Genomic DNA, 24,363 nt, shown 5'->3' on the forward strand with positions numbered 1-24,363 from the left:
CCGCCCGGGGCCGCCGGCCTTACCGGCCGGCGGTCGCCCGGTCCAGCACCTCCCGCGCGCTGCGCGCGACCGCCGCGTCGATCATCCGCCCGTCGGCGGTGACCGCCACTCCCGAACCGTTCCGCCCGGCGGCGGCCAGGCGGTCCACGACGTCCCGGGCGGCGTCCACCTCCCCCGGCGTCGGCGAGAACACCCGGTTGACGACCGGGACCTGCGCGGGGTGGATGGCGGTCCGGCCCCGGAAGCCCTGCCGCAGCAGGAGCCGGCTGGTCGCCTCCAGGCGGTCCGGATCACGCAGGGCGGTCTCCGTCGGGCCGACCGGTGGAGCGATGCCCGCTGCCGCGGCGGCGAGGACGGCACGCGAGCGCAGCGGCCACAACTCCACCCGGTCCGGGCCGGGCTGCAGGCACAGTTCGGCCGCGAGGTCGGCCTCACCCAGGCCGAGCCGCACGACCCGGGGGGCGGCGGCCACGGCCTCGGCGCGCAGCACGCCGCCGGCCGTCTCCAGGAGCGCGAACACCGACAGCGAGCCGGGCGGCAGCCCGCCGGCCCGCTCCGCGTCGCCGAGCAGCCGGTGCACCTCGGCCAGCAGGTCGACGTCCGCCTTCGGCACCACCACGCCGGTCAGCCGGGGACCGGCCACCGCGGCGATGTCCGCCGCGGCGTCGTCCGCGTTGACGCGTACCCACCACTGTGGGCCGGCCGGCTCCCCCGGGCCGCCGGCGAGGAACGCGCCGACGGCCGACCGGGCGGCGGCCTTGTTCGCCGGTGCGACCGCGTCCTCGAGGTCGAGGATGCAGGCGTCGGCACCGCGGTCCGCGGCGCGTGCCACCTTGTCCGGCTGGTCCGCCGGCACGTACAGGTAGCTGCGGGCGGCCACCACGGCCCGTCCGACGGCGGTCACGGGCGGGTGGGGCGGGTCAGGTAGCGGCCGCGCGGCTGCCCGACCACGTTGCCGTCGCGCAGGATCTGCTCCCCGCGCAGGAAGGTGTCGGTGACCCGGGCGGTCAGCTCCATGCCCTCGAACGGCGTGTAGTCCTGGGCGGACAGCGACTCGTCCGCCCGCACCGTCCAGGTGTGGTCCGGGTCGACCAGGCAGAAGTCGGCGTCCAGCCCCTCCGCGATGGCGCCCTTGGTCGCCAACCCGAAGCGGCGGGCCGGTGCCCACGAGGTCAGCTCGGCGACGCGGGCGTACGACAGGCCGCGCTTGGCGCCCTCGCTGACCAGGCCGGGCAGCAGGTACTCGGCGCCACCGAAGCCGGACTTGGCGACGAAGACGTCGTCGGCCGGCTGCCCGAACTTGACCTCCGCGCGGCAGCAGGCGTGGTCGCTGACCACCCAGTCGAGCTTCCCGTCGAGCAGGTGGCCCCAGAGCGCCTCGACGTCCTCCCGGGGACGCAGCGGAGGGTTGACCTTGCCGCCCAGGCCGTAGGCCGTGTCGATGTCGGCCAGCAGGTGACCGACGGTCACCTCGCGGCGGAAGTCGACGTGCGGGAAGGCCTGCGCCATGCGCAGCGCCGCGTCGACCGCCTTGGCCGACGACAGGTGGAGCAGATTGATGGTGGGCAGGCCGGTCTCGTGGGCGAGATAGGCGGCGATGCTGACCGCGAGCCCTTCGGAGTGCGGCGGCCGGGAGGCGCTGTACGCGGCCAGTCCGGTCAGTGCGCCCTCCTGCTCGACCAGTCGCGTGTACGCCCGCATGATCTCCGCCGTCTCGCAGTGCAGGGAGAGCGATATCGCGTCGGCGAGGTCGGGGAACCGCTCGCGGGTGGCCTGGACGCCGCGCATCACGAACTCGAAGTGGGCGTAGTCGTACCGGGCGTCCGGTGGGATCATCAGGAACGAGCTCTGGTCGGCGGACCTGCCGTGCAGTCCGTGTCCGCCGTAGAACATGAAGACCTTGAACGACGTGACGCCGTGGTCGCGGACCAGCTCGGGAATCTCCTCGATGTGCTCAGCGGTCATCGGCGCGAGGTGGAACGCGTAGTCCACGTAGGACCTGCGGTCGGTGGCGGCGAGCACCTCGGGGAAGAACTCCCGGTACGGTCCGCCCCGGTTCAGGTAGTACTGCCCGGTCCGGATGTAGTTGAGGGCGGACGTGACGCCGCCCTGCGCGCAGGCGCGGCTCTCCGTTTCGGTGTCCTCGCTGAGCGGGTGGTAGATGCCCCAGTGCTGGTGCGCGTCGACGACGCCGGGAAAGGCGAGCTTGCCGCCGCCGTCGACCACGGCGCGTACGCCCTCGGTGTCGACGGCCGGCGCGAGGTGGGCCACCCGGCCGTCCCGGACGCCGATGTCCAGCGCTGCCGGTTCCGCCTGGTCGTGCCGCACCACACGGACGTTCTTCACGACGAGATCAAAAGGTTCCACGATGTGCTCCTGGGGTTTGCGGAGACGGAGTCGGACACGTCAGTCGGAGCCGGCCCGGAGTCGGGTCAGGGGGCGCAGGACGTCGCCGACGTCGGCGACCCCGGCGAGGTCGAGCACCCCGGCCACCACCTGGTCGGCGGTCGCCGGGTCGACCCACCCGGCGACGTTGTCCCGGAACTTCATGGCCAGCTCGGCGTCGGAGAGTGGCCGCTGCGGGCCGCCGCGGTTGGTCAGCACGTCCTCGCGCCACGTCCGCCCGTCACCGGTGCGCACCGTCACGACGGCCGGGAACTGGTACGGGAAGATCCGGTCGCACTCGTCGTCCGGGACCACGTCGACGCGGGCCATGAGCGACCGGCGTCGCGGGTCGCGCGCCAGGTCGTCGGTGAAGTCGCCCAACGCGACCCCCAGGCCGCCACCGCCGCAGAGCCCGGCGACGACCGCGTACGGGCCGCTGAACTGGGCCTGGTAGCCGGTGTCCGGGGCGCGTTTGGTGGCGAGCGGCTCGCCGATGGTACGGATCACCGCGGCGGGCACCCGCAACTCGATGTGCTCGATCCGGTCCACCGGCACGCCCCGGGCGCGCAGCGCCAGGCCCGCGTCGATGGCCGCGTGGGTGAAGTGGTTGGCGGGGTACGGCTTGAAGAAGATGTCCGGCACCGCCCACCGCTCGCCGAGCCCGTCGGTGACCTGGTCGTGGTCGGCCTGCCCGCGCAGGAACGCGGTGAAGAAGCCGAACCGGCCCTCCAGCACCGTGGGCGGTCCGGTGAAGCCACGCCGGACCAGGTCCGCGGCGGTGACGGCGCTGTGCGCGGCCCAGCCGCAGTGCAGCCGCTTCACCGTGCCACCGGTGCGGTTGGCCTCGATCACACCGGCGGCCATCGACGCCGTCACCCCGAGCACGTCCCGCAGCCCACGCTCGTCGAGGCCGAGCAGCATGCCGGCGGCGACGGCGCCGCCCATCGCGCCGCAGATGGAGGTGGCGTGCTGGCCGTGCTCGAAGAACACCGAGTTGTTCAACGCCGGGTCGTAGCCGGCCATGCCGAGTCGTACGGTCACCTCCAGGCCGACCGCCACCGCGGCCGTCAGGGCGGCACCGTCGGCGCCGCCGGCCTCCGCGGCGGCCAGCGCGGCGGGGACCACGGCGGCGCTGGGGTGCAGCACCGAGGGCAGATGGGTGTCGTCGTAGTCCAGCGAGTGCGCCAGGACGCCGTTGGCGAACGCGGCCTGCGCCGCCGGCACCGGCTCGGGCAGCCCGACGACGTGTGCCTGACCGCGCCCGCCCTGTTCGGCCACGAGATCCAGGGCGGCGCGGCTCGTCGGCAACGGCACGGCGGCCACGCAGAGGCCGAGGATGTCCAGCACCCGTTGGCGCACACTGGCGGCGACCGGCTCGGGCAGTGGGGTGCGGCCGGTGCGGGCCGCGAAGGCGGCGAGCTGCTCGGCGAGGGTCGGCTCAGGCACCGGCCACCACCGCCAGCGGTCGGACCGGAGAGCCGGTGGCGCCGAAGATGGCCAGCGGCGACAGTACGAACAGGAACTCGTGGACGCCGTCGGCGGCCAGTTCCTCCAGCGCCATCGTCTCGATGATGTAGACGCCGCGTTCGACCAGCAGCACGCGGTGGGCCGGCAGGCTGCTGTGCCCCGCGCCGGGCCGCAGGCACTCGAAGGCGATCGTGTCGGCGCCGACGGCGTGCGCCCCCTGGTCGGCCAGCCAGGTCGCGCCCGCCGCTCCGACGCCGGGTACGCCGGAGGCGTGGCCCACGAACCGGGTGCGGTCCTCGTGGTCGAAGAGCCGTCCCCAGCCGCTGCGCACCAGCACCACGTCGCCGGGCTGGACCGGGGTGCCCTGCCGCTTCACCGCTGCCGTCAGGTCCTCCGGCGTGATCTCGTATCCGGGAGCGCAGCCGTCGGGCCGGCCCAGCGCGGCCGGGACGTCGAGCAGCACGCCGCGGCGGACCATCGGGGCGATGGTGTGCGCGCCCAACTCCGCGAAACGTCCGCCGCGTCCGGCCGCCCCGGCGTCGGAGCCGTCGAGCAGCTGTCCGTCCTGCGATACGTGCGCGAAGGCGTCGATGTGCGTGCCGACGTGCGTGCCCATCGTGATGATGTCGTTGGCGGCGGATCCGCCGTCGGGACGCACCATGTCGCCGTGCCGGCGGGGAAGGGCGTGCCAGAACGGCGGGTGGTTCGGTGACTGCGGCATGCCGATCGTCAGGCGGCGGCCCAGGTCGTACGCCCGGACTCCGGCGCGGACGGCGGCCAGCAGCGACGCGGTCCCGGTCGACGGGCTGGTCCCGGTGGTGGTGCTCGTTGTGGTCACGGCAATCCTTAGGTTCGTGGGTCGGCCGTCAGGCCACGATCTCCCGGGTACGCAGTTCGGCGATGGCCTCGGGCGAGCAGCCGAGCTCGTCGATGAGAAGATCGTCGGTGTCGGCCCCCGGGGGCCGACCGGTGAAGCGGATCCGGCCGGGCGTGTCCGACATGCGCCACAGCACGTTGTGCATCAGCATGTCGCCGAGGTCCGGGTCGGGGACCTCGACCACCATGCCGGTGGCCCGGACGTGTTCGTCGGCGACGATGTCGCGGGCGCTGTAGACGGGCGCTACCGCCGCGCCGGCCTCCTCGAAGGCCCGCATGACCTCGTCGCGGGTGCGCTCGGCGATCCAGCCGCCGACGAGGTCGTCGAGCAGGTCGGCGTGCTGGGCCCGCTCCCGTCCGGACGCGAACCAGGGCTCGTCGACGACCTCGGGGTGGCCGACGAGGCGCAGCACCCGCTCGGCGATGGTCTGGGCGCTGGTGGACACCGCCACCCAGTCGCCGTCCCGGGTGCGGTACGTGTTGCGCGGGGCGTTGTTCGAGGAGCGGTTCCCGTGCCGTTGCTGGACCACGCCGAGCTGGTCGTACACCGTGGGGCCGGGCCCGACCGCCATCATGATCGGTTCGAGCAGGCTCAGGTCGACTACCTGGCCCTTTCCGCCGTTGCGCTCGCGGGCCCACAGCGCCACCATGGCCGCCGAGGACGCCGCGATGCCGCAGATGCTGTCCGCCAGGCCGAACGCCGGCAGCGTCGGCGGGCCGTCCGGTTCGCCGGTGAGGTGCGCGAAGCCGCTCATCGCCTCGGCGAGGGTGCCGAAGCCGGGCCGGTGCGCGTACGGGCCCTGCTGTCCGAAGCCGGAGATGCGCACCAGCACCAGGCCGGGGTTGACCTCGTGCAGTTGCTCCGGACCGATCCCCCACCGCTCCAGCGTGCCGGGGCGGAAGTTCTCCACCAGCACGTCGGCCGTGGCCGCCAGGCGCAGCAACAGGTCGGCACCCTCCGGTACGGACAACTTCAGCCCGACGGTCCGCTTGTTGCGGGAGATCTCCTTCCACCACAGTGGCACGCCGTCCTTGGCGTGGCCGTGCCCCCGCATGCTGTCGCCGGCGACCGGGTGTTCGATCTTGATGACGTCGGCGCCGAAGTCGCCGAGGATCTGGCAGCACAGCGGCCCGGCCAGGATCGTCGAGGCGTCGATGACGCGGAGTCCGGTCAGTGGTCCGTCGCGCACTGGCCCTCCATTCCAAATCGTTCGCGTCAAGCGAACGGCGTTTCGCTCAGCAGCGTAGTCTGGGATCAAAGACAAGGTCAACGCGCTGGTGGCCCCGTCATTCCGCGTCGGGACCGGCCGGCTGCCGGCGCGACCTCGACCGGCCGGGCACCGCCAGCCGGCCGGTCAGGGTCACGGCGGCGGCCACCGCGGCGACCGCCGCGACGAACGCCGCGACGCGGGCGGAGAAGGTGTCGCCCAGCCAGCCGTGCAGCATCGCGGCAAACGGTCGGATGCCGAGGAAACACATCGACCACAACGCCATCACCCGGCCACGCACCGCGTCGGCCAGTCCCTGCTGCATCGTGGCGTTGACGTCGCTGACGGCGAGCAGGTAGCCGGCACCCGCCACGGCGATACCGGCGACGGCCGTCACCGGCCCGGGGCTCACCGCCAGCACCGTCATCCCGGCACCCAGCGCGAGCACGCCGAGCGCGCCCGTCCGGCCGCTGCCCACCACCCGCCGCAGCCGGCCGACCCAGCCGGCGATCAGCGCCGAGCCGACCCCGAAGCAGGTGATGAAGATGCCGACCAGGACGTCCCCGCCGCCGAAGCTCTCGGCGAACAGCGGCGAGAGCGTGTTGATCGGTTCCATCGCCAGCCCGATCAGAGCCACGGCGATCAGGCAGCGCACCAGGTCGGGGCGGTCACGCACGTAGGCGAGGCCACCGAAGACCCCCAGCCGGCCCCGCGCCCGTGTGCCGTCCCCGGGCCGGGGCAGGCGCACTCGGGCCAGCGCCAGGGCGAACACCAGGAAGCTGCCGGCGTTCACCGCGAACGCCGTACCGGCGCCGGCCAGCGTGTAGGTGGCCGCCCCGGCCACCGGTCCGATCGCGCGGGACAGGTTGAAGGTGAGCGAGTGCAGGGCGATCGCCTGGGCGACGTCGGCGCGACCGACGATGTTCGGCACCAGCGCCTGCGCGGCCGGTCCGGTGATCGCCTGTCCCACCCCGGACAGTCCCACGAAGGCCAGGATGAGCCACGGGTCCAGCCGGTCCAGGAACGCCAGCAGGGCGAGGACTGCCGCGGCCACGCCGCCCAGCGTCTGCCCGACGACGATCAGCAGCCGCCGGTCGGCGCGGTCGGCGACCGCCCCGATCACCGGGGCGAGCACCAGTTGCATCCCGAACTGCAGCGCGGTGACCAGCCCGACCATGAAGGCGGAGCGGGTCAGCGTGAAGATCGTCAGGATCGCCGCGACGTTCTGGAACCACGTGCCCGTGTTCGACGCCAGCGACCCGAAGAAGTACGGGCCGAAACGGCGGTCGCGCAGCAGCGCGGTCGCGCTGCGCCCGACCTCGACGGTGGCCGCGTCCGCCGGCGTGGCCGGGGGTGGACCGGCCGGACGGTCAGCCTGCGGCACCCGCGCCTCCCAGCCCGTACCCCTGCGGCAGTCCGGTCGTCAACGAGGTCCAGACCGACTTCGGACGCAGGTAGAGGCGGGCGGCCTCGGTCCCGTTCTCCCGGCCGTACCCGGACAGGCCGACGCCGCCGAACGGCACGAGGTCGGACAGCACCCGGTACGTGTTGATCCACACCGTGCCCACCCGGACCTGCCCGGCGAAGCGGTGCGCCCGTGCGATGTCGGCGGTCCAGACGCCGGCGGCCAGGCCGAACTGCGTGTCGTTGGCCAGCCGGAGCGCGTCGGCGTCGTCCCGGAACGGGGACACCGCCAACACCGGTCCGAAGACCTCCTCGCGCAGGAGACGCGCGCCGTCGGCCAGCCGGTCGACCACCGTCGGCGGTACGTAGAAGCCGCCGCGCAACCGCTCGTCGTCCGGGATCGCGGACTGCGCCACCACCCGGCCGGTCGAGTGGGACTCGGCGATGAACTCCAACGTCTTGTCCCGCTGCGCCGCGGTGATCTGCGGACCCAGGTCCGTTGCCTCGTCGAACGGGTCGCCCACCCGCAGCGCCCGCACGCGCTCGGCCACCCGGTCGAGCACGTCGTCGTAGATCGACTCGTGCAGGAGCAGCCGGGAGCCGGCGATGCACATCTGGCCGCAGGAGGCGAAGACACCCAGCACCACCGCGTCGACCACCCGGTCCAGGTCGGCGTCGGGGAAGACCACCTGGGGCGACTTGCCGCCGAGTTCCAGCGCGACCGGCGTGAGGTTGGCCGCCGCCGTACGGGCGATCGCCTTGCCGGTCTCGTGGTGCCCGGTGAACACGACCAGGTCGACGTCCGGGTGCGACACCAGCGCCGCGCCGGTCTCCCGGCCGCCCGGCAGCACCTGGACCAGGCCCTCCGGAACACCCCCCTCGGCGAGCAGTCCGGCCAGCCGCAGGGCGGTCAGCGGCGTCTCCTCGGCGGGCTTGAGCACGCAGGCGTTGCCGAAGGCGAGCGCCGGCGCGATCTTCTTGGCGGCGAAGAAGAACGGCACATTCCACGGGATGACCCCGGCGACGACGCCGTACGGCTCGGGCACGGTGTAGGTGTGGTACTCCGTACCGACCGGGATCGTCTCGCCCCGGACCTGGTCGGCGCAGCCGGCGTAGTAGCGGAACGTGCCCGCTGCCCGGCGCACCTCCCGCCGGGTGTCGCCGAGGATCTTGCCGGTGTTGCGGGTCTCGGTCTCGGCCAGCTCCTCCAGGTTGGCCTCGATGAGATCGGCGACCGCGTGCAGGATCCGGCCACGTTCACCGCCGGTGCGGCGGGCCCAGCCCGGCTGGGCGGCGCGTGCCGCGCGGACGGCGCTGTCCACGTCGGACGGTGTCGCGGGTGTGAGACGGGTCAGCACCCGGGCGTCGATGGGTGAGAGGACGTCAACCATCGCTGTTCCCTTCGGTCGTCGCTCGGGCACGCTCCCGGCGGCGGGGTTCCATGGACCCGGTGAGGTGTTCGGGCACCCAGACGTCCAGCACGGCGGGGACGCGGTCGCGCTCGACCGCGGTCCGGGCCCGGTCCAGGGCGGCGGCGAGGTCCGCCGCCCGGACCACCCGCTCCCCGTAGCAGTCCTGCGAACGCGCGTGCGCCGCGAAGTCCGGCGAGGGGGTGAGGTGACCGCCGACCACCGTGGGTTCGGCGGCGGCCAGTCCACCCGGGTAGTGGGCGGCGAGCGTGGTCGTGCCGGTCCGGTATCCGCCGTTGTTGACCACCACGGTGACCACCGGGGCGTCGTGCTGCTGCTGCAACCACAGGCAGGAGTCCGGTGAGCCGAAGAGGTACGAGCCGTCGCCGGTCACCGCCACCGCGTGGGCGCCGCCGGAGGCGATGCGCGCGCCGGTCGCCGCGGCGACCGACCAGCCCAGGCTGGAGCCGCCCTTCTCGAACAGCGTGCCCGGCTTCGTGCGGGTGACCGCCGCCGTGTCGAACACCTCCCAGGTGAGCAGGTCGTCGGGGCGCAGGTGCCGGTCCAGGGCCGCGGCGATCAGCGCGGGGGTGGGTGCGCCGGCGGCCGGGCCGCCCCCGGCCGCCGGCCGGGCGGCGCTGTCGACCGGGGGTCGCTGCCGGCGCTGGCGGACGTGGTCGGCGGCGCCCGTCCCGGCCGCCCCCACCTCGCCCAGCACGGCGGCGAGGAACGCCGCCGGGTCGGCCACGGTACGGGCGTCGGCGCGCAGCTCGTGCAGCGGCACCCGGCTCTCGATCGGGTCGGGTCCCACCCAGCCGATCCACGCGTCGTCGCTCGGCTGCTCCAGCGCGGGCATCCAGGGCACCGGGTGGTCCAGGACGACGACGACGTCGAACTGGTCCAGCGGTGTGGTCGACCGCCACGGACTGTCGTCGGGCAGGTTCATCCGGTACCGGGTCGCGCGGACCTCGACGCCGAGGCTGTCGGCCAGTTCGGCGAGCAGCGCCACGGCGCGGGGGTCCTCGCCGACCCGGTCGGTGACGATGACCGGTCGCCGGGCGGTCGTCAGGCGGCGGGCCACCTCGCTGACCACCCCGGCGTCGCCGGGGCCGAGGACCGGGACACCGAGCGCCTGGGCGCTGGGGACCCGTCCGGTGACGGGGACGGTGTGCCGGCCCACCTCCTCCGGCACCGCCAGGTAGACGGGGCCGCGCCGGGGCGCGAGCGCGACCTGCAGGCCGCGGGCCACGATCAGGCCGGGGTCGTCGAGGGCGGAGAGCTTGTAGTCCCACTTCACGTACTGCCGGACGATCGAGCCCTGGTCCCAGCGCTGCTGCTTCCAGAACACCGGCGAGGTGCGCGACTCCGCGCGGGTCGGCGGGTAGCCCGACATGATCAGGACAGGGTGGTCGCCCCACATGGCGTTGTGGATGGCACCGCCGTGGTGCAGGAGACCGAGGTCGGCGTGGGCGGCGGTCATGGCGGGGCGACCGGAGACCATGGTGTCGCCCATCGCCGCGGTGAGCGCGACGTGCTCGTGCGGGCAGGTGACGATCTCCGGGGTCGGCTCGCCCGCGTGCCGGGCCCGCGCGCCGGCCTCCTGGAACGAGGTCAGCTCGGAGCCGCTGGTGAACCAGAGCCGCCGGACGCCGCTGGCCGAGGCCGACGCCAGTACGGCGGCGGCGGCGCTGGCGCCGGGTTCCGGTGTGGCTGCGGCGGTCACAGCGTCCTCGCGCGTTCGAGGTAGTCCGGGTGGATGAGCTTGTCGATCGGTGCCGCGGACTTGACCAGCCCGGCCTTGATCAGGCTCTCCTGGCCCGTGCGCCAGATCTGCTCGTTCATCTGCAGGGTCTTGTCCGGGCCGGCCGCCAGCCAGCTCTCGACCAGCAGCGGCAGTTCGGCGCGCGCCTGCTCCGGGTCGGCCTCCGGGTTGTACTTGCGCAGGTCGTTGATGACCTGGTCCCAGTTCTCCTCCTTGCTGGCGTAGTCCATGGCCTTGAGCACGCCGGCGAGGAACTTCACCGGCATGTCGCTGCCCGACTCCACCATCTTCAGACTGGTGTTGTACGAGTCGGAGGGCATCGGCGCGAAGTCGTCGGTGCTGAAGAAGTTGACCGGGCCGACCTCCTTCTGGATGGTGGCCCGGTCGGTGTTGACGCAGACCCAGGCGTCGATCTGGCCCTTGCGGGCCAACTCGTACGCGGCGGTGCCGACGCCGGTGACCGGACGCTTCACCGACTTGGGGTCGACGCCCGCGTTGATCAGCATGACGTCGAGCAGGTTCTCGGTGGCGCCACCGGTCGACACGATGCCGCAGGTGCGGCCGGCCAACTGGGCCGGATCGCGGATCGGGTCGTCCGGCAGGGAGACCACCTCGAACTGCGACTTCTGTCGCACGCTGGCGATGCTGACGAACGGCGCCTGCTCGTTGGCCACCGCGATGATCGCGTTGATGCCGTTCGCCCGGGTCAGGTCGGCCGAGCCACCGAGCACGGCCTGGATGGCCGTGGCGGTGCCCTGGCCACCCTTGATGTCCAGGTTGAGTCCGTACTCGGAGAAGAAGCCGCGCTCCTTGGCGACCATCGTCTCCACGAAGCTCAGGGTCATGCCGGAGGCGGTCATGTACGAGCCGGAGACACTGCCGTCGGCGTTGGTCTGCTCGTCGTCACCGCAGCCGGTGAGCAGGGTCAGGCCGCCGACACCGGGCAGCAGGAGCCCGGCGGTGGCGCCGAGCCGGAGGAACGAGCGCCGTGAGACCGGCGCACCGGTGTAACGGTTCTCTGTCACGAGAGTCTCCCGGAGGGCTGGGGAAAGTTGGGGGGTGCGGACGGGCGGCGGCACGGGGAGGTCCGCCGACGCCGGGGGGCGGCATCCGGCCAGGGGATGGGGATGTGGGAATGTGGCGGCGCGGTACCCGTCAGGGGGTACGCCGCGGCTGCACGGACTCGTGCCAGGGGATCAGCAGCCGACGGGCGCTGGTCACGATGCTGTAGAGGGTGAAGCCGAACAGGGCCATGATCAGGATCGCGCCGAACAGCTTGTCGACCTGCAGGTTGTTCTGGAGGTTGACCGCGTACCGGCCGAGTCCCTTGTCGCCGCCCAGGTACTCACCGACGATCGCGCCGATGGTCGCCTGCACGACCGCCAGCTCCATGCCGGCGAGGATGAACGGCGCGGTGTACGGCAGGTCGGCCCGCCAGAACCGTTCCCAGCGCGAGGCCTTCAGGGTCGTCATCAGGTCGTGCATGGAGCGCGGCACCGAGCGGACGCCGAACGAGGTGTTGATCAGCAGGGGGAAGAAGGCCAGCAGCGCGGCGATGACCACCTTCGACGACGGGCCGAAGCCCAGCCAGAGGATGAACAGCGGCACCAGCGCGACCTTCGGCACCACCTGGGTGCCGACGATGAACGGCCGGGTGATGCGGTCGAACAGCGGTGACTTGCCGATCATCAGGCCGAGTCCGACGCCCAGCACGATCGCCAGGGCCAGGCCCATCATGACCTCGTAGAAGGTCGTCCAGATGTGCTGCTGCCACACGAACGGGTCGGTGATCTGCTCGACGAACGACCGGAACACCGCCTCCGGTGGCGGTAGCACGAATCGCGACAGGTCGGTGGCCTCCACGTAGATCTTCCACGCCACGATGAACAGCGCGATCAGCAGTGGACTGGTGTAGAAGGACAGCCAGCGGTTCTCGCGCAGCCGCTGCGACCAGCTCGGTCGCGGCGGCTTCAGCAGTTGCCCGGGAGGCGACGTCGGCGCTCGGTGGCGCTGGTCGGTGTTGGTCACGTGCGGCACCTCGAATGCTGGTCAGGCCGAGAGGGCAGGTCGGGCTTCGGTGTCCTGGACCTCGCCGATCTGGCGGCGCAACTCGGCGGCCAGGTGGCGGAACTCGGCGGACTCGGTCATGTCCACGGTGCGCGGCCGGGGCAGCGTCACCTCGGTGATGGAGTGGATGTGGCCGGGCTTGGTCCCGAGCATGACGATGCGGTCGGCCAGGAACACCGCCTCGGAGACGGAGTGCGTCACGAAGACGACCGTCTTGCGGGTCTCCAGCCAGATCCGCTGGAGTTCGGCGTTCATCGTGTCGCGGGTCTGCGCGTCGAGCGCACCGAACGGCTCGTCCATCAGCAGGATCCTGGGGTCGTGTGCCAACGCCCGGGCGATGGAGACCCGCTGCCGCATACCGCCCGAGAGCTGGTGCGGATACTTCTCCTCCGCCTCGGCGAGCCCGACCAGGGCCAGCATCTCGCGGACCCTGGCCATCCGCTCCCGCCGCCCGACACCGGCCATCTCCAGTGGCAGGGCGACGTTCGCGGCGGTCGACCGCCAGGGCATGAGGGTGGCCTCCTGGAAGACGAAGCCCAACGGCTTCTCGGCTCCGGCGGCCCGCCCGCCGTGGTCGCGGAGCACCCGTCCCGTGGTCGGGCTCTCCAGTTCGCCGATGATGCGCAGCAGCGTGGTCTTGCCGCAGCCCGAGGGACCGAGCAGCACGACGAACTCACCGTCGGCGATGTCGAGCGAGACGTCGCTCAGGGCGAGCATCGACTGTCCACTCGCGCCCGCGAAGACCTTGCTGACGCCCTCCACCGTGATCGCACTCATGGCTTCCCCTGTCGCCGACCGACTGGCAGCACCCGCGAGATTGTTCGCGTGTGCAGTACGCCGTTCTGTTCATGCGAACGTAAGCTATGGTCAGCGCCAAGGTCAATGGCTGACCAGGCCAGACTCGACGCGCCGGTCGCGCCATTTCCCCCGATCGAGGAGGAAGAGAATGGAACACTCGCCCCTGCGCACCGCCGTGCTGGTCATCGACATGCAGCAGGACTTCTGCTCCCCCACCGGCGCGATGGCGGCGCTCGGGGCCGACGTACGCGTCAACGCCGAGCTCGCCCGCCGGCTGCCCGACTTCCTCGACCGGGCCCGGACCGCCGGCTGCGTGGTCGTCTGGGTGCGGCAGGCCGCCCACGAACAGCTGGTGTCACCGGCCCGGCAGGCGCGCGCAGAGGCGATGGGCCGCAGCCCGCTCGACGTCTGCGCGGCCGGCTCCTGGGGCGCGCAGCTCGCCGACGGCCTGGTGCCCGAACCGGGCGACTGCCACCTGGAGAAGACGCGCTACAGCGCCTTCGTCGGGACTCCCCTGCACAACCTGCTGCGCGCACACGGGCGCGACCACGTGGTGGTGGTCGGCACTGCGGCCAACGTCTGCGTCGACTCCACCATCCGCGACGCCTACATGGCCGACCTGGCCGTCACGATGCCGACCGATCTGGTCGGCTGGACCCGCGCGGATCTCGCCGACGCGGCGATCCGCAACCTCGGGTTCTACTTCTGTGAGGCCACGACCTCGACCAGGCTGGTCGCGGACTGGTCCCGGGAAGCCCGGGAGCCCTGACGCCGGGCCGTCCGGCCGCGGCTCGCCGGCTCCGGCTCCGTCGCCTCCTGCTCCTGGGCGGGCAGGTAGCCCAGTTCGGCGCTGACCTGCCGGGCCGCGTCCGACACCAGCTCGCCGTACTCGGCCAGCAGCCGGGACGAGAAGCGGTCCGCCGGGCCGCACAGCGACAGCGACCCGTAGACCTCCCCGGAGGCGAGGCGGATGGCCGCCGCCACGCTCGCCGCGCCGGCCTGACGCTCGCCCCGGCTCACCGCGTAACCCTGCTGGCGCACGGCCCGCAGGTCGTCCCGGAGTTGCTCGACCGACGTGATGGTGGCCGGAGTCATCGAGGTGAGCTCGTGGGTCGCCAGGTACTCGTCCACCTCGGCGTCGGGTAGCGCCGCCAGGATCGCCTTGGACGAGGAGCCCGCGGAGAGCGAATGCCGGGAGCCGAGCGTGACGGACATCCGGATCTCGTGCGGCGAGAGCACCTGATCGGTGTAGACCCGTATCCAGCCCTGACGCATCGACAACGTCGCGGTCTCACCGGTGGCCTCCACCAGCCGCCGCATGTGCCGGTTCGTGATCGCCTGGACGTCGATGGCACGGAGCGCGGCCAGACCGACCGCCAGGGCGCCCGGCCCGAGCCGGTACCGCCGGGTGCCCTCGTCGAAGGTGACGAACTGGTTCGCGGTCAACTCCTTGAGGATGCGGTGCGCCACGGCCTTGGGCAGGTTCAGCTCCCGGGCCACGGTGGACACCCCGATCATCTCCGGGCTGCCTTCGGCGAGCAGGTCGATCACGGCCAACGCGCGGCCCAGGCCGCTCGTCGTGTAGCGGTTACCGTCCGCTGGCTCACTCACCGGCACCGCCGATCCCCCATCTTCGACACGACCTCTCGTCGATGCGTCGTCCGCACGTCGGCAGGCGCGGAAGCCCGCGGCCCCCGGCGCCTAGTGCTGGACCCCGAGCATACTGACACGCCGCAGATACTTTGTGGCTTCCGTACGGTCCTCGGCAAGAGTCCGCAGACCGACCAGCCGCTCCCGGCGCGCGGCCAGGTCGACCGCGTCCGCCGACGTACGGTTCTCCGTCGTCGCCGGCTGGACGAAACGATCGGCCACCATCCGGCGACGCTCGGCGTACTCCGCGGTGGCGGTCTCCTGGTCGGGTGCGGCCAACGCGGCGGAGACCGCCACCGCGTCGTGGATGCCGGAGTTCAGGCCCATGCCACCGGTCGTACTGGTCAGGTGGGCGGCATCGCCGGCGAGCAGCACCCGGCCGAACCGGAACGACGAGGCGAGCCGTTGGTGGCTCCGGTACGTCTGGTGCTGACTCAACGGCAGCTCGCGCGGATCGAGGTGCCCCTTGAGCAGCAGGTCGACGGCGGCGAGGAAGTCCGGATGCGTGCCCGGCGGCGGATCGTCGTCCACGCCGGTGGACGTCGACAGCGCGGCCCGCCAGACGTCCGGCGTCTTGATCAGGGAGAACCGGCCGCGCGGCCCGGACCAGTACCCCACCGCCCCGAGATCGGCCACGACGTCCTCGAACCGGAACGGCGTGGCCACCACCAGACTGAGGAGCGGGTACGTGAAGCCGGGAAACGGGACGTCGAGCAGCTTGCGGGCGGTGCTGTGCGCACCGTCGGCGGCCACCGTCCACCGGCCGGCCACCACGACCCGCTCACCGCCGGCCGCCACCTCCAGCTCGACGCCCGTGTCGTCCTGGCGCAGCCCGACCACGTCGTGTCCGAACCGCATGTCCACGTTGGGCGCCTCGGCGACCGCCCGGCGCAACTGCCGGACCAGCTTGTACTGCTCGTACTGCAGCCGGAAGGGATACCGGGTCTCCCCCTCCAGCAGCTCGTAGGAGAAGCTGGCGGACTCGGTCAGTTCGAGGTCGCGGTAGTCCAGGCGGTCCACGCGGACCCCCTGCCGGACCATCGGCGCGGCGAGGTCGAGCTCGTCCAGCAGTTCGAGTGTCGCCGGGTGGACGGTCGAGCCCCGCCACTCCGACCGCACCTCGTCGTCGCCACGCTCGAGGACGATCACCGGGATGTCGCGTCGGGCCAGCGCGAGGGCGGTGACCATGCCCACCGGTCCGCCCCCGAGGACGACGACCGGCGCTTCCACGGGGCGGCCAGACAGCGCCACGTTCACTCCTTCCCGCCGGCGGCGTCGCCGACGATCTCCGTCGTGGCGGGCCCGGCCAGGATCGTGGCCAGGTGCCGCAGCGCCTCGCTCTGCGACCCGCTCGCCAGATGGGCCGCCCCGGCGGTCTCCAACAACAGCCAGGCGCCGGCCAGATTCGACGAGAGCACCGGCACGGGTGCCTCCGGCACGACCTGGTCGAGTGCGTCCAGACTGGGCGCGCCGGTGCCGGTGACCAGCACCGCGTGTCCGGACGGGGATCCGCCGGCCAGCGACCGCAGCACCTGGTGCACGGCGTCCCGCACGGTGGTGGAGGCAAGGTCGTAGATGGCGCCCGTGCCGGGCACGGACACGACCTCGACGACCGTGCGACCGGTGGCCCGCCAGAACGTCGCGGCCTGCTCGGTGAGCCAGTCCGGATACGGTGAGACCAGGGTCAGTGACCGCACCGCGAGGCGGTCGAGCACCCGCCGCACGGCGGTCGCGGCGCCGAACACCGGCGCGCCGAGCCGGTCGGTCGCCGCCCGGTCGAGCTGCTGGCCCGCCTGTCCCGGCCGGTAGGAGCAGCCGGTGCACGCGACGTACGCGCTTCGCAGGTTCAGGCCACGCAAGCCGACGACGGCCGACGGCAGATGCTCGGCGTACCGGTCCAGCCGGTGCGCCAGCGACCCGTCCACCACCGGCAGCCGGGCGACGTGGTAGCGGACGGTCGGGGGCAGCAGGCGGCGCAGCTCGGGTTCCACGGTCGGGTTGGCCGGCGGAACGATGACACCCAGAGCGGTCTCGGTCATCACACCCCTCAAGTCGTTCGACTCAGCCGTACGCCGTTCTACGTGCTGGAACGATAGGGCTTGCGAAGAACCCGGTCAACCCGAGCGTCCGTGCCATGACAAGGGGTGTGCAGCGCCCGACTCCGGCCGGTGACTTGCCGCATCCACGGCGCGCTCGCCCTCCACCGGGCCGGCCGCCGCCTCTCGCCCACAGTCCGGCGAGACAGAAGGCGCAGGGGGTGCGAACCTCGCGTCAGCTCCACCGGGCTTCGAGTCAACAGCAGGAGCCGATCCAGAAAATCCGCCGCCACGGGACCCATAAGCGAACGGCTCGGAAGAATCGCGCCATCCCGCATCAAGCGCCACGGAGCAATGTCCAGCCGGTGTCCCGTACCCATAGACGCTGAGGTCAGCGTAAAACACCGCCAGAACCGCTCCTCGCGACAGATGTCCACGTGGAAGCGGTTCGCTGCGTTCGAGGGTTCGCTGTCACCCTTCCCCCGCGACCGGGCGATGCGTCGGACACGCCTGACGATCGGTTGAGGCTAGAACGGGCGGCAGGGCCGGGCAACCCCTGCCGTCGAAGTTTGTCGACATACGCGAAGATCGATTGATCGGTGACGGTTCGCCGCTTTTCGTCAATCGGATCTCGTTAGTCTCGCAGCAGAAGGGAGGTAACGACGATGGCGCTCAAGAAAACCAAGATCCGACCGCAGACGTCCATGCACGCCCTGATCCTTCCGCCCCCGAACCGCATCGCGGCGGGTGGCAAGCGTTCCACTCCCAAGGATTCGCCCAGCTGACGCTCGCCGGGGTTGCCGGCCGGGCGGCCGGCAACCCCGCGCGGCGTGGAAGGAGTAGCCGTGCGGGTGTGCCTGGTGGCGATGCCCTGGCAGTCCATATCCAGCCCCTCTCTGCCGGTCGGTTTGTTGCACAGCCGGCTGCGCCAGGCCCGGCCAACAGACCAGATCGACGAATACCACGGCTACCTGCACTGGGCGGAGCATCTGCTGACCGCGTCGGCCGGCGAGATCACCGCCGACGACTACATCGCCGTCGCCGACAAAGGGCTTTTCCACGGCACCGGCGACTGGGTCTTCGCCGGGGCATTGCACGACGATGCGCAATGGCGCCTGGCAGAGTTCCGCACGCATGCGGAAAGCGTCGACGGGGCCGAGATCGACCTACCGAAGATTGAATGGATGCGCCAGCTCGCGGCACCGTTCGTCGAGGACGCGGCGAAACGGATCGTCGCTGGCGAACCCGATGTGGTCGGGTTCACCTCGACCTTCATGCAGACCATTCCCAGCCTGGCCCTCGCCCGGGCGATCAAGAGGAGGCGACCGCAGGTCCGGGTGGTGTTCGGCGGCGCCAACTGCGACGGTCCGATGGGGGCCGCGCTGCACCGCAACCACCGGTTCGTCGACTACGTCGTACGAGGCGAGGGCGAACTGGCGTTTCCTCTCCTGCTCGACCGGATCGACGCCGGCCGGACGCCCGCCGACGTCCCCGGCGTGTGCTGGTGGGACGGGGATCGGTCCGTCGCCGTCGCACCGGCCCGGACCACCGTACCGCCGACGCTCATCCCGATCCCGACCTTCGACCGTTGGCAGGCGGACTTCGACGCGTCGGTGCTGCGCGACCGGGTCAACCCCAGTCTCGTCGTCGAGGCGGCCCGGGGCTGCTGGTGGGGCGACAAACACCAGTGCACCTTCTGCGGACTCAACGGCTCGGTGATCGCGTTCCGGAGCAAGCCGGCCGACCAGTTCTGGACCGAGCTGTCGACGCTGGTGGAACGCCACCAGATCCTCGACGTCATCCCGGTGGACAACATCCTGGACATGGACTACTTCCGCACGTTGCTGCCACGGCTCGCCGCCGCCGACTGGGACCTGCGGATGCACTACGAGGTCAAGTCCAACCTTCGCGCCGACCAGGTGCGGCAGCTCGCCGAGGCGGGCATCGTCCACGTGCAGCCGGGCATCGAGAGTCTGTCCGCCCGCGTCCTCAAGATCATGGACAAGGGGGTGGACGGCGTCACCAACGTCCGCCTGCTGCGCGACAGCGAGGACCACCGGCTGACCGTGCAGTGGAACTACCTCTACGGGTTTCCCGGCGAGACCGACCACGACTACACCGAGGTCGTCGCGCAGTTCCCCGCGCTGGTGCACCTGCAACCGCCGCGTGGCGCGGCACGCATCACCGTGGAACGCTTCAGCCCGTACTTCGAGCGGCCCGAACTCGGCTTCGGCCGCCGCGAGCCCGCGCCCTTCTACCGGTACCTCTACCCCTTCGGACACGACGAGCTGATGGACCTGGCGTACTTCTTCCAGTGCGACGACCGGGGCATCGGAGCGGAGACGGCCCGGGCCCTCGACGACGCGGTGGCCCGGTGGCAGGACGACCACCACGAGTCGTACCTGCTGCTCGACGAACGCTCGGACGGCACCCTCGGCATCCGGGACCGCCGGAGCGGCTGGCCCCACCGTGACCACACCCTGCGCGGTTGGCACGCCGCGGCCTACCGTGACCTGAACCGACCGCGTACGGTCACCGCGCTGCACAGCCAGCTCACCACTGCCGGTCACCGGGTCGACACCGCAGAACTTGCCCGGTGGCTCGACCAGCAGCGGGCCGACGGGCTGGTGTTCGCGGACGCGGACAGGTGGGTGGCGCTGGCCACCACGGTCGCGCCACTGCGCATCCGCACGGACGAGCAGGCGTACGCCGTCCTGGAGGCGGCCCCGTGACCGCGACGGTTCCCGGCCGCCCCGCACCCGACCCGGCCTGGCCGGAGGCCACCCGCCTGCTCGACCCCGTCGTCCTGACCCCGGATGAGCCGCCGTCCGTGCTCGCTCTGGTCGCGCTCCTGCGCGACTGTCTGAGCCGGGGAAGCCGGGTCACCTGGCGGTGCCGGGCGACCGGCGGCCTCGACCTCGCCCCGTTGCGGCACCTGCCCCCACCGGAGTGGTCGGCGGGTGAGGACCCCGCCGTGACCGAGTGGCGGGACACCTTCCGCCTCGGCCTGTGCTACTACCGGCAGGGTCCCGGATTCGTCGGAGTCCGTGACGTACGGGACCCGGCCGAATCCGCCGTCTACGTGCTCGACGAACCGCCGCTACGGGAGGCGTTCCTGCGCTGTCTCACGCCGCAGCGGCTCGACGACTGGACGGCTCAGGGGCGGGCCGCCGCCGAGGAACTCGTCGCCGAGGGGCTCCTGCTTCGTCTCGGTGGGCTGGCCGTGAGCCTGCCGTACCGGATGCGGGTGTGGCCGGTGCCCGCGACCGCGGTATGAAGGGCTGCGCGTCGGGCAACGGACCGGGGGCGATCGCCCCGGACGGCTCCTCGGTCGACCTGTACGCCCGGCTGCCCACCTGGGGCGAACCGGAGCTGGTACACCGGGCACTTCCGCAGGCGGCGTCCATCCTCGAACTCGGCTGCGGAGCCGGTCGGATGACCGGCCCGCTGGTCCGCCTCGGCCACCCGGTCACCGCCGTCGACGAGTCACCGGAGATGCTCGCCCGCATCCCGTACACCGTCACGGTCCGATCGACGATCGAGGAGCTGCGGCTGCCCGGCCGCTTCGACGCCGTGCTGCTCGCCTCGCACCTGATCAACGACCCGGACCGCCAGCTCTGCGTCCGGTGGCTCGCCACCGCCCGCCGGCACCTGACCGTCGGCGGAAGCCTCCTGCTGCAACGGCTGGACCCGTCCTGGTTCGACACGCCCCGACCCGCCTACGTCTACCAGGACGGACTGGAGATCGTGCTCGTCGAGGTGCGCCGACCCACGTCGCGTCAGGTGGCGGCGACCATCCGGTACCGACTGGAGGGCCTCGTCTGGTACCACCGGTTCACCGTCGAACGGGTGGACGACGCCGACCTCGACGAGTTGCTGGCGCTGGCGGGCCTACGCCGGACCGGGTTCGTCAGCGCCGACCGGACCTGGGTCCGGGCGGACCCGGCCGACCACATCGGCGCCGCCGTCCCGGACGCCGGTGCCGCGGTCGTGGCCCACATGCCGGACAAGCTGGGTGATGCGGCACCCCGGTAGCCGGATGGCGGCCGCCATGACGCCGCCGGCACCGGCCCCGACCCAGGATGATGGTGCTCGGCGCGTGCCGGCGGGCGGGTCTGACCACCGGCACGAATTTCTCCTGGTGGGCTTCACCGATCCCACGGAAGTGGCGTAGGACACAGTCAAGAGTCCTATGTGGTGTGGTGGATGCCCTTGCTAGGGTCGGCCCCGCGATGTGTGAGGGAAGCCGGTGTGAGCCCGGCACGGTCCTCGCCACTGTGACCGGGTAGTGATCCCCATATGGGCCACTGGGCGCAAGCCTGGGAAGGCCGGGGTGAGCGTTGATCCGGGAGTCAGGATACCTCCACTCGCACATCATCGATGTTGATCTACGAAGGATGGATCAGATGCACATGGCCTCGTCCGGTGCCCGCGCGTCGACCGCCGCCTGCTGGTCGCGCCCCGAACGACGCTCCCGTAGAAGCTGGCACCGAAGCCGCTGACCTGTCTTCGTCATGGTCTGCCACGACCGCTGTGGGACGTGCGCCGCGCGCAGTCGTGCTCGCCGGCGTGGTGACCCGCTCTGGTCCACGACTCTTCCCGGCCGGTCCCTGCCGGGACGCCGTGGGCTCCGTCTTCCACCCGAGCAAGGAGCTTGTCCCGTGAACAGACGTAGCGATCGCGTGGCCGGGGTCGCCGACCGGCGCGCGGTGCTCAAGGGTGTGATGTCCGGCGCCGTGCTGCTCGGCGTGCCCGGATGGGCCGGATGCGGGACACGGGAGCCGACGGCGGCGCAGGGCGGGTTGCCGCGCCGGGGCGGGAGTCTGCGGGTCGTCACCTCGGGGGCAAGCACCACCGACGACGTGCTCGACCCGCATCTGGCCGGCTCGTGGGGCGGTGGAGCGGTGGCGAAGAACATCTTCGACAAGCTCGTCGCCTACGACAACGACCTGACTCTGCGTCCACGGTTGGCCGAGCGCCTGGAGCCGAACGCCGACGGCACGGTCTGGCGGATCGTGCTGCGTAAGGGCGTGGTCTGGCACGACGGCAAGCCGCTGACCGCCGATGACGTCCTGTGGAGCGTCAAGCGGATCATCGATCCGGCGAACAAGCTGCCGGCCGCCGCCGACCTCGCCATGGTCGACCTCGCCGGATCGCGACGGGTCGACGACCTGACGGTGGAGTTGCGCATGAAGCAACCGATGGCCGATCTGGGGGCGCTGCTGGCCGGCTGGTACGTCTACGTGGTCCAGAACGGCACCACCAGCTTCGACAAGGCCCACCCGCCCGTCGGCACCGGCCCGTTCCGGTTCGACAGTTGGACGCCGGGGGAACGTACCCGACTGGTACGCAACGACCGCTACTGGGAGCCGGGAAAGCCCTACGTCGACAGCGTGGAGATCCTCCTCGCGGCGGAAGCTGACGCCCGGCTCAACGTGTTCCTCTCCGGGCGGGCCGACATCGTGCACCAGTTGTCCCATGTGCAGGCCAAGGCCCACCAGGGCAACCGACAGATCGGTATCCGCCAGTCCCCGGTCGGGACCATCCACGCGTTCAACATGCTCATCGACCGCGAACCGTTCGACGATCCCAGGGTGCGTGAGGCGTTGAAGCTGGCGGTGGATCGCCAGGCCATCGTCGACGCGGTGTTCTTCGGCTACGGCGAGGTCGGCAACGACCTGTACGGCAAGGGCGCGCCGAACTACGCCGACTCGATCCCGCAGCGGCCCCACGACCCGCAACGGGCGCGGGCGCTGCTGCGCGAGGCCGGCAGGGAGAACCTGAAGGTCACCCTGCACACCGCCGACGTCACTCCCGGGTACGTGCAGGCGGCGCTGCTCTACGCCGAGCAGGCCAAGCAGGCGGGCATCACCATCGAGGTGGTGAAGTCGGAGCGCTCGTCGTACTGGAGCGACGTGTATCTCAAGCAGCCCTTCACCCAGACCAGCTGGGGTAGCTACGCGCTGGAGTGGTTCTACGGTCAGGCGGTCGTGTCCGACGCGCTCAGCAACGAGACCGCCTGGAAGCGCCCCGCCTGGGACGCGAGATTCGCCGTCGCCCGTGGCACCATCGACCCGGCGGTGCGCAGGGAGCGGTACCGGGAACTGCAACAGGAACTCTGGGCCGACGGCGGATACATCATCCACTCCTACGCCAGGTGGCTCGACGGGGTGAGCCCTCGGGTGCGGGGTTTCACGGAGGCCACCGTCGCCAGCGACGACTGGTGCAACTACGCCGGCGTGTGGTTGTGACGTCCGGCCCCGGGCCCTGGTTGCCGTGGTGGGACCGCTTTCCGTTGGGCCGCCATCTCGCCGGACGACTGTTGAGCGCCGTCGTCGTGATCGTCGCCGCCTCGGTGGTGATCTTCGGGGCGATGCAGTTGCTGCCCGGCGACGCCGTCGACGTCCTCCTCGCCAAGGGTGCCGGCTCCGGCGGTGGCACCGCCGCGCAGAAGACGGCCCTGCGCGCCGAGCTCGGTCTCGACCGGCCCCTGCCCGAGCGGTACCTGGACTGGATCGGCGATGTCCTGCGAGGTGACCTCGGCCGGTCCGTGTTCTCCGGCCGGCCGGTCACCGAGATCGTCGCCGACCGGCTCCGCAACACCCTGACACTGGCAGCGGTGGCGACCGCGGTGCTCGTCCCGGTCGCGGTCGGCCTCGGCGCCTGGGCCGGTGCCCGTGCCGGTCACGCCCGCGACCGGGCCGTCACCGTCACCGCCGTCGTCGTCGGCGCGCTACCCGAGTTCGTCACCGCCACGCTGCTGATCGCGATCTTCGCCTACGCCTGGCCGGTACTGCCGGCCGTGTCCATGCTCGACCCCGGCGCCAACCCGTTGTCCGCTCCCGAGGCCCTCGTGCTGCCGGTCCTCACGCTGGTCGCGGTGATGGCCCCACAGACGATCCGGATGGTCCGGGCGCAGGTGGCCGAGGCGATGGCCTCGGACTACGTGAGGATGGCGCGGCTGCACGGCGTGGCCGAACGGCGCATCGTCACCCACCACGCCCTACGGAACGCCCTCGCCCCGGCGGCACCGCTCCTCGCGGGCAGCATCACCTGGCTGGTGGGCGGCATCGTCGTGGTCGAGACCGTCTTCAACTATCCCGGCATCTCGGCCGACCTGATCCACGCGATCGGACACCGCGACCTGCCCTACGTACAGTCCGTGACCCTGCTCTTCGCCGCCACCACCGTCGTCGGCTACCTGCTGGCCGACCTGACCGTCATGGCGCTGGTGCCGAAACTGCGCACCCAGCCCCGGCAGGGCCGATGACCACCCGTCCTCCCCGCATCCGACGACGGAC

The 24,363-nt window shown here is 71.9% G+C and carries 20 protein-coding genes and 1 riboswitch; of the genes, 6 read left to right on the forward strand and 14 right to left on the reverse strand.

Going from position 1 to position 24,363, the window contains the following annotated elements; translation table 11 throughout:
• Positions 1-19: 19 nt before the first annotated feature.
• The 11 genes from QSK20_RS19410 to QSK20_RS19460 all read right to left on the reverse strand — a co-directional run bounded on the left by QSK20_RS19410 (position 20) and on the right by QSK20_RS19460 (position 13,355).
• Complete coding sequence (locus QSK20_RS19410; protein ID WP_285790006.1) at positions 20-904, reverse strand: HpcH/HpaI aldolase/citrate lyase family protein; 885 nt, start codon at positions 902-904, stop codon at positions 20-22.
• A complete protein-coding gene (locus tag QSK20_RS19415) occupies positions 901-2,346 on the reverse strand; it encodes a dihydroorotase (protein WP_285790007.1) in 1,446 nt (481 codons plus the stop codon). The genes QSK20_RS19410 and QSK20_RS19415 overlap by 4 nt, the downstream gene beginning before the upstream one ends.
• A 60-nt stretch (positions 2,347-2,406) precedes the next feature.
• Positions 2,407-3,831 (reverse strand): MmgE/PrpD family protein, encoded by a 1,425-nt coding sequence (locus tag QSK20_RS19420; protein ID WP_285790008.1) that lies wholly within the window; start codon positions 3,829-3,831, stop codon positions 2,407-2,409.
• Positions 3,824-4,690, reverse strand: coding sequence for a cyclase family protein (locus tag QSK20_RS19425; protein WP_285790009.1), 867 nt, complete (start codon positions 4,688-4,690; stop codon positions 3,824-3,826). Before QSK20_RS19425 ends, QSK20_RS19420 begins: the two co-directional genes overlap by 8 nt.
• Positions 4,691-4,718: 28 nt before the next feature.
• Positions 4,719-5,918 (reverse strand): CaiB/BaiF CoA transferase family protein, encoded by a 1,200-nt coding sequence (locus QSK20_RS19430; protein WP_285790010.1) that lies wholly within the window; start codon positions 5,916-5,918, stop codon positions 4,719-4,721.
• A gap of 97 nt (positions 5,919-6,015) precedes the next feature.
• The gene (locus QSK20_RS19435; RefSeq protein WP_285790011.1) at positions 6,016-7,320 is read right to left on the reverse strand and encodes an MFS transporter; all 1,305 of its coding nucleotides are present in this window, start codon (positions 7,318-7,320) and stop codon (positions 6,016-6,018) included.
• Positions 7,307-8,731: an aldehyde dehydrogenase family protein gene (locus QSK20_RS19440; protein ID WP_285790012.1), complete on the reverse strand. Its 1,425-nt coding sequence runs from the start codon at positions 8,729-8,731 to the stop codon at positions 7,307-7,309. The genes QSK20_RS19435 and QSK20_RS19440 overlap by 14 nt, the downstream gene beginning before the upstream one ends.
• Positions 8,724-10,472 (reverse strand): thiamine pyrophosphate-dependent enzyme, encoded by a 1,749-nt coding sequence (locus tag QSK20_RS19445; protein WP_285790013.1) that lies wholly within the window; start codon positions 10,470-10,472, stop codon positions 8,724-8,726. Before QSK20_RS19445 ends, QSK20_RS19440 begins: the two co-directional genes overlap by 8 nt.
• Positions 10,469-11,536, reverse strand: a complete 1,068-nt coding sequence (locus tag QSK20_RS19450) for an ABC transporter substrate-binding protein (RefSeq protein ID WP_285790014.1) — start codon at positions 11,534-11,536, stop codon at positions 10,469-10,471. Before QSK20_RS19450 ends, QSK20_RS19445 begins: the two co-directional genes overlap by 4 nt.
• 130 nt (positions 11,537-11,666) lie before the next feature.
• A complete protein-coding gene (locus QSK20_RS19455) occupies positions 11,667-12,539 on the reverse strand; it encodes an ABC transporter permease (RefSeq protein WP_285790015.1) in 873 nt (290 codons plus the stop codon).
• A 21-nt stretch (positions 12,540-12,560) separates the two neighbouring features.
• Positions 12,561-13,355 (reverse strand): ABC transporter ATP-binding protein, encoded by a 795-nt coding sequence (locus QSK20_RS19460; RefSeq protein ID WP_285790016.1) that lies wholly within the window; start codon positions 13,353-13,355, stop codon positions 12,561-12,563.
• A gap of 169 nt (positions 13,356-13,524) precedes the next feature.
• Here QSK20_RS19460 and QSK20_RS19465 point away from each other — a divergent pair, with 169 nt between their 5' ends.
• Positions 13,525-14,145, forward strand: a complete 621-nt coding sequence (locus tag QSK20_RS19465; protein WP_285790017.1) for a cysteine hydrolase family protein — start codon at positions 13,525-13,527, stop codon at positions 14,143-14,145.
• Here QSK20_RS19465 and QSK20_RS19470 read toward each other — a convergent pair.
• The 3 genes from QSK20_RS19470 to QSK20_RS19480 all read right to left on the reverse strand — a co-directional run bounded on the left by QSK20_RS19470 (position 14,076) and on the right by QSK20_RS19480 (position 17,065).
• The gene (locus tag QSK20_RS19470) at positions 14,076-14,987 is read right to left on the reverse strand and encodes an IclR family transcriptional regulator (RefSeq protein WP_285790018.1); all 912 of its coding nucleotides are present in this window, start codon (positions 14,985-14,987) and stop codon (positions 14,076-14,078) included. The genes QSK20_RS19465 and QSK20_RS19470 overlap by 70 nt on opposite strands.
• Before the next feature lie 90 nt (positions 14,988-15,077).
• Complete coding sequence (locus tag QSK20_RS19475) at positions 15,078-16,277, reverse strand: FAD-dependent oxidoreductase (RefSeq protein WP_285790019.1); 1,200 nt, start codon at positions 16,275-16,277, stop codon at positions 15,078-15,080.
• Positions 16,278-16,279: 2 nt separating this feature from the next.
• The gene (locus QSK20_RS19480; RefSeq protein WP_285790020.1) at positions 16,280-17,065 is read right to left on the reverse strand and encodes a maleate cis-trans isomerase family protein; all 786 of its coding nucleotides are present in this window, start codon (positions 17,063-17,065) and stop codon (positions 16,280-16,282) included.
• Positions 17,066-17,907: 842 nt separating this feature from the next.
• On the opposite strand from QSK20_RS19480, the gene QSK20_RS19485 reads away from it, so the two are divergent.
• The 5 genes from QSK20_RS19485 (at position 17,908) to QSK20_RS19505 (ending at position 24,332) form a co-directional block, all read left to right on the forward strand.
• Positions 17,908-19,794, forward strand: coding sequence for a RiPP maturation radical SAM C-methyltransferase (locus tag QSK20_RS19485; protein ID WP_285790021.1), 1,887 nt, complete (start codon positions 17,908-17,910; stop codon positions 19,792-19,794).
• Complete coding sequence (locus QSK20_RS19490; RefSeq protein ID WP_285790022.1) at positions 19,791-20,339, forward strand: DUF5825 family protein; 549 nt, start codon at positions 19,791-19,793, stop codon at positions 20,337-20,339. The genes QSK20_RS19485 and QSK20_RS19490 overlap by 4 nt, the downstream gene beginning before the upstream one ends.
• Positions 20,336-21,097: a class I SAM-dependent methyltransferase gene (locus QSK20_RS19495; protein ID WP_285790023.1), complete on the forward strand. Its 762-nt coding sequence runs from the start codon at positions 20,336-20,338 to the stop codon at positions 21,095-21,097. The genes QSK20_RS19490 and QSK20_RS19495 overlap by 4 nt, the downstream gene beginning before the upstream one ends.
• Positions 21,098-21,248: 151 nt before the next feature.
• Positions 21,249-21,444, forward strand: a riboswitch (cobalamin riboswitch).
• A gap of 279 nt (positions 21,445-21,723) precedes the next feature.
• On the forward strand, positions 21,724-23,313 hold the full coding sequence (locus tag QSK20_RS19500; protein WP_285790024.1) for an ABC transporter substrate-binding protein: 1,590 nt from the start codon (positions 21,724-21,726) through the stop codon (positions 23,311-23,313).
• Positions 23,310-24,332 (forward strand): ABC transporter permease, encoded by a 1,023-nt coding sequence (locus QSK20_RS19505; RefSeq protein ID WP_285790025.1) that lies wholly within the window; start codon positions 23,310-23,312, stop codon positions 24,330-24,332. The genes QSK20_RS19500 and QSK20_RS19505 overlap by 4 nt, the downstream gene beginning before the upstream one ends.
• Positions 24,333-24,363 lie beyond the last annotated feature (31 nt).

This window comes from Micromonospora sp. NBRC 101691 (assembly GCF_030269285.1).
GTDB classification, from domain to species: domain Bacteria; phylum Actinomycetota; class Actinomycetes; order Mycobacteriales; family Micromonosporaceae; genus Micromonospora; species Micromonospora echinospora.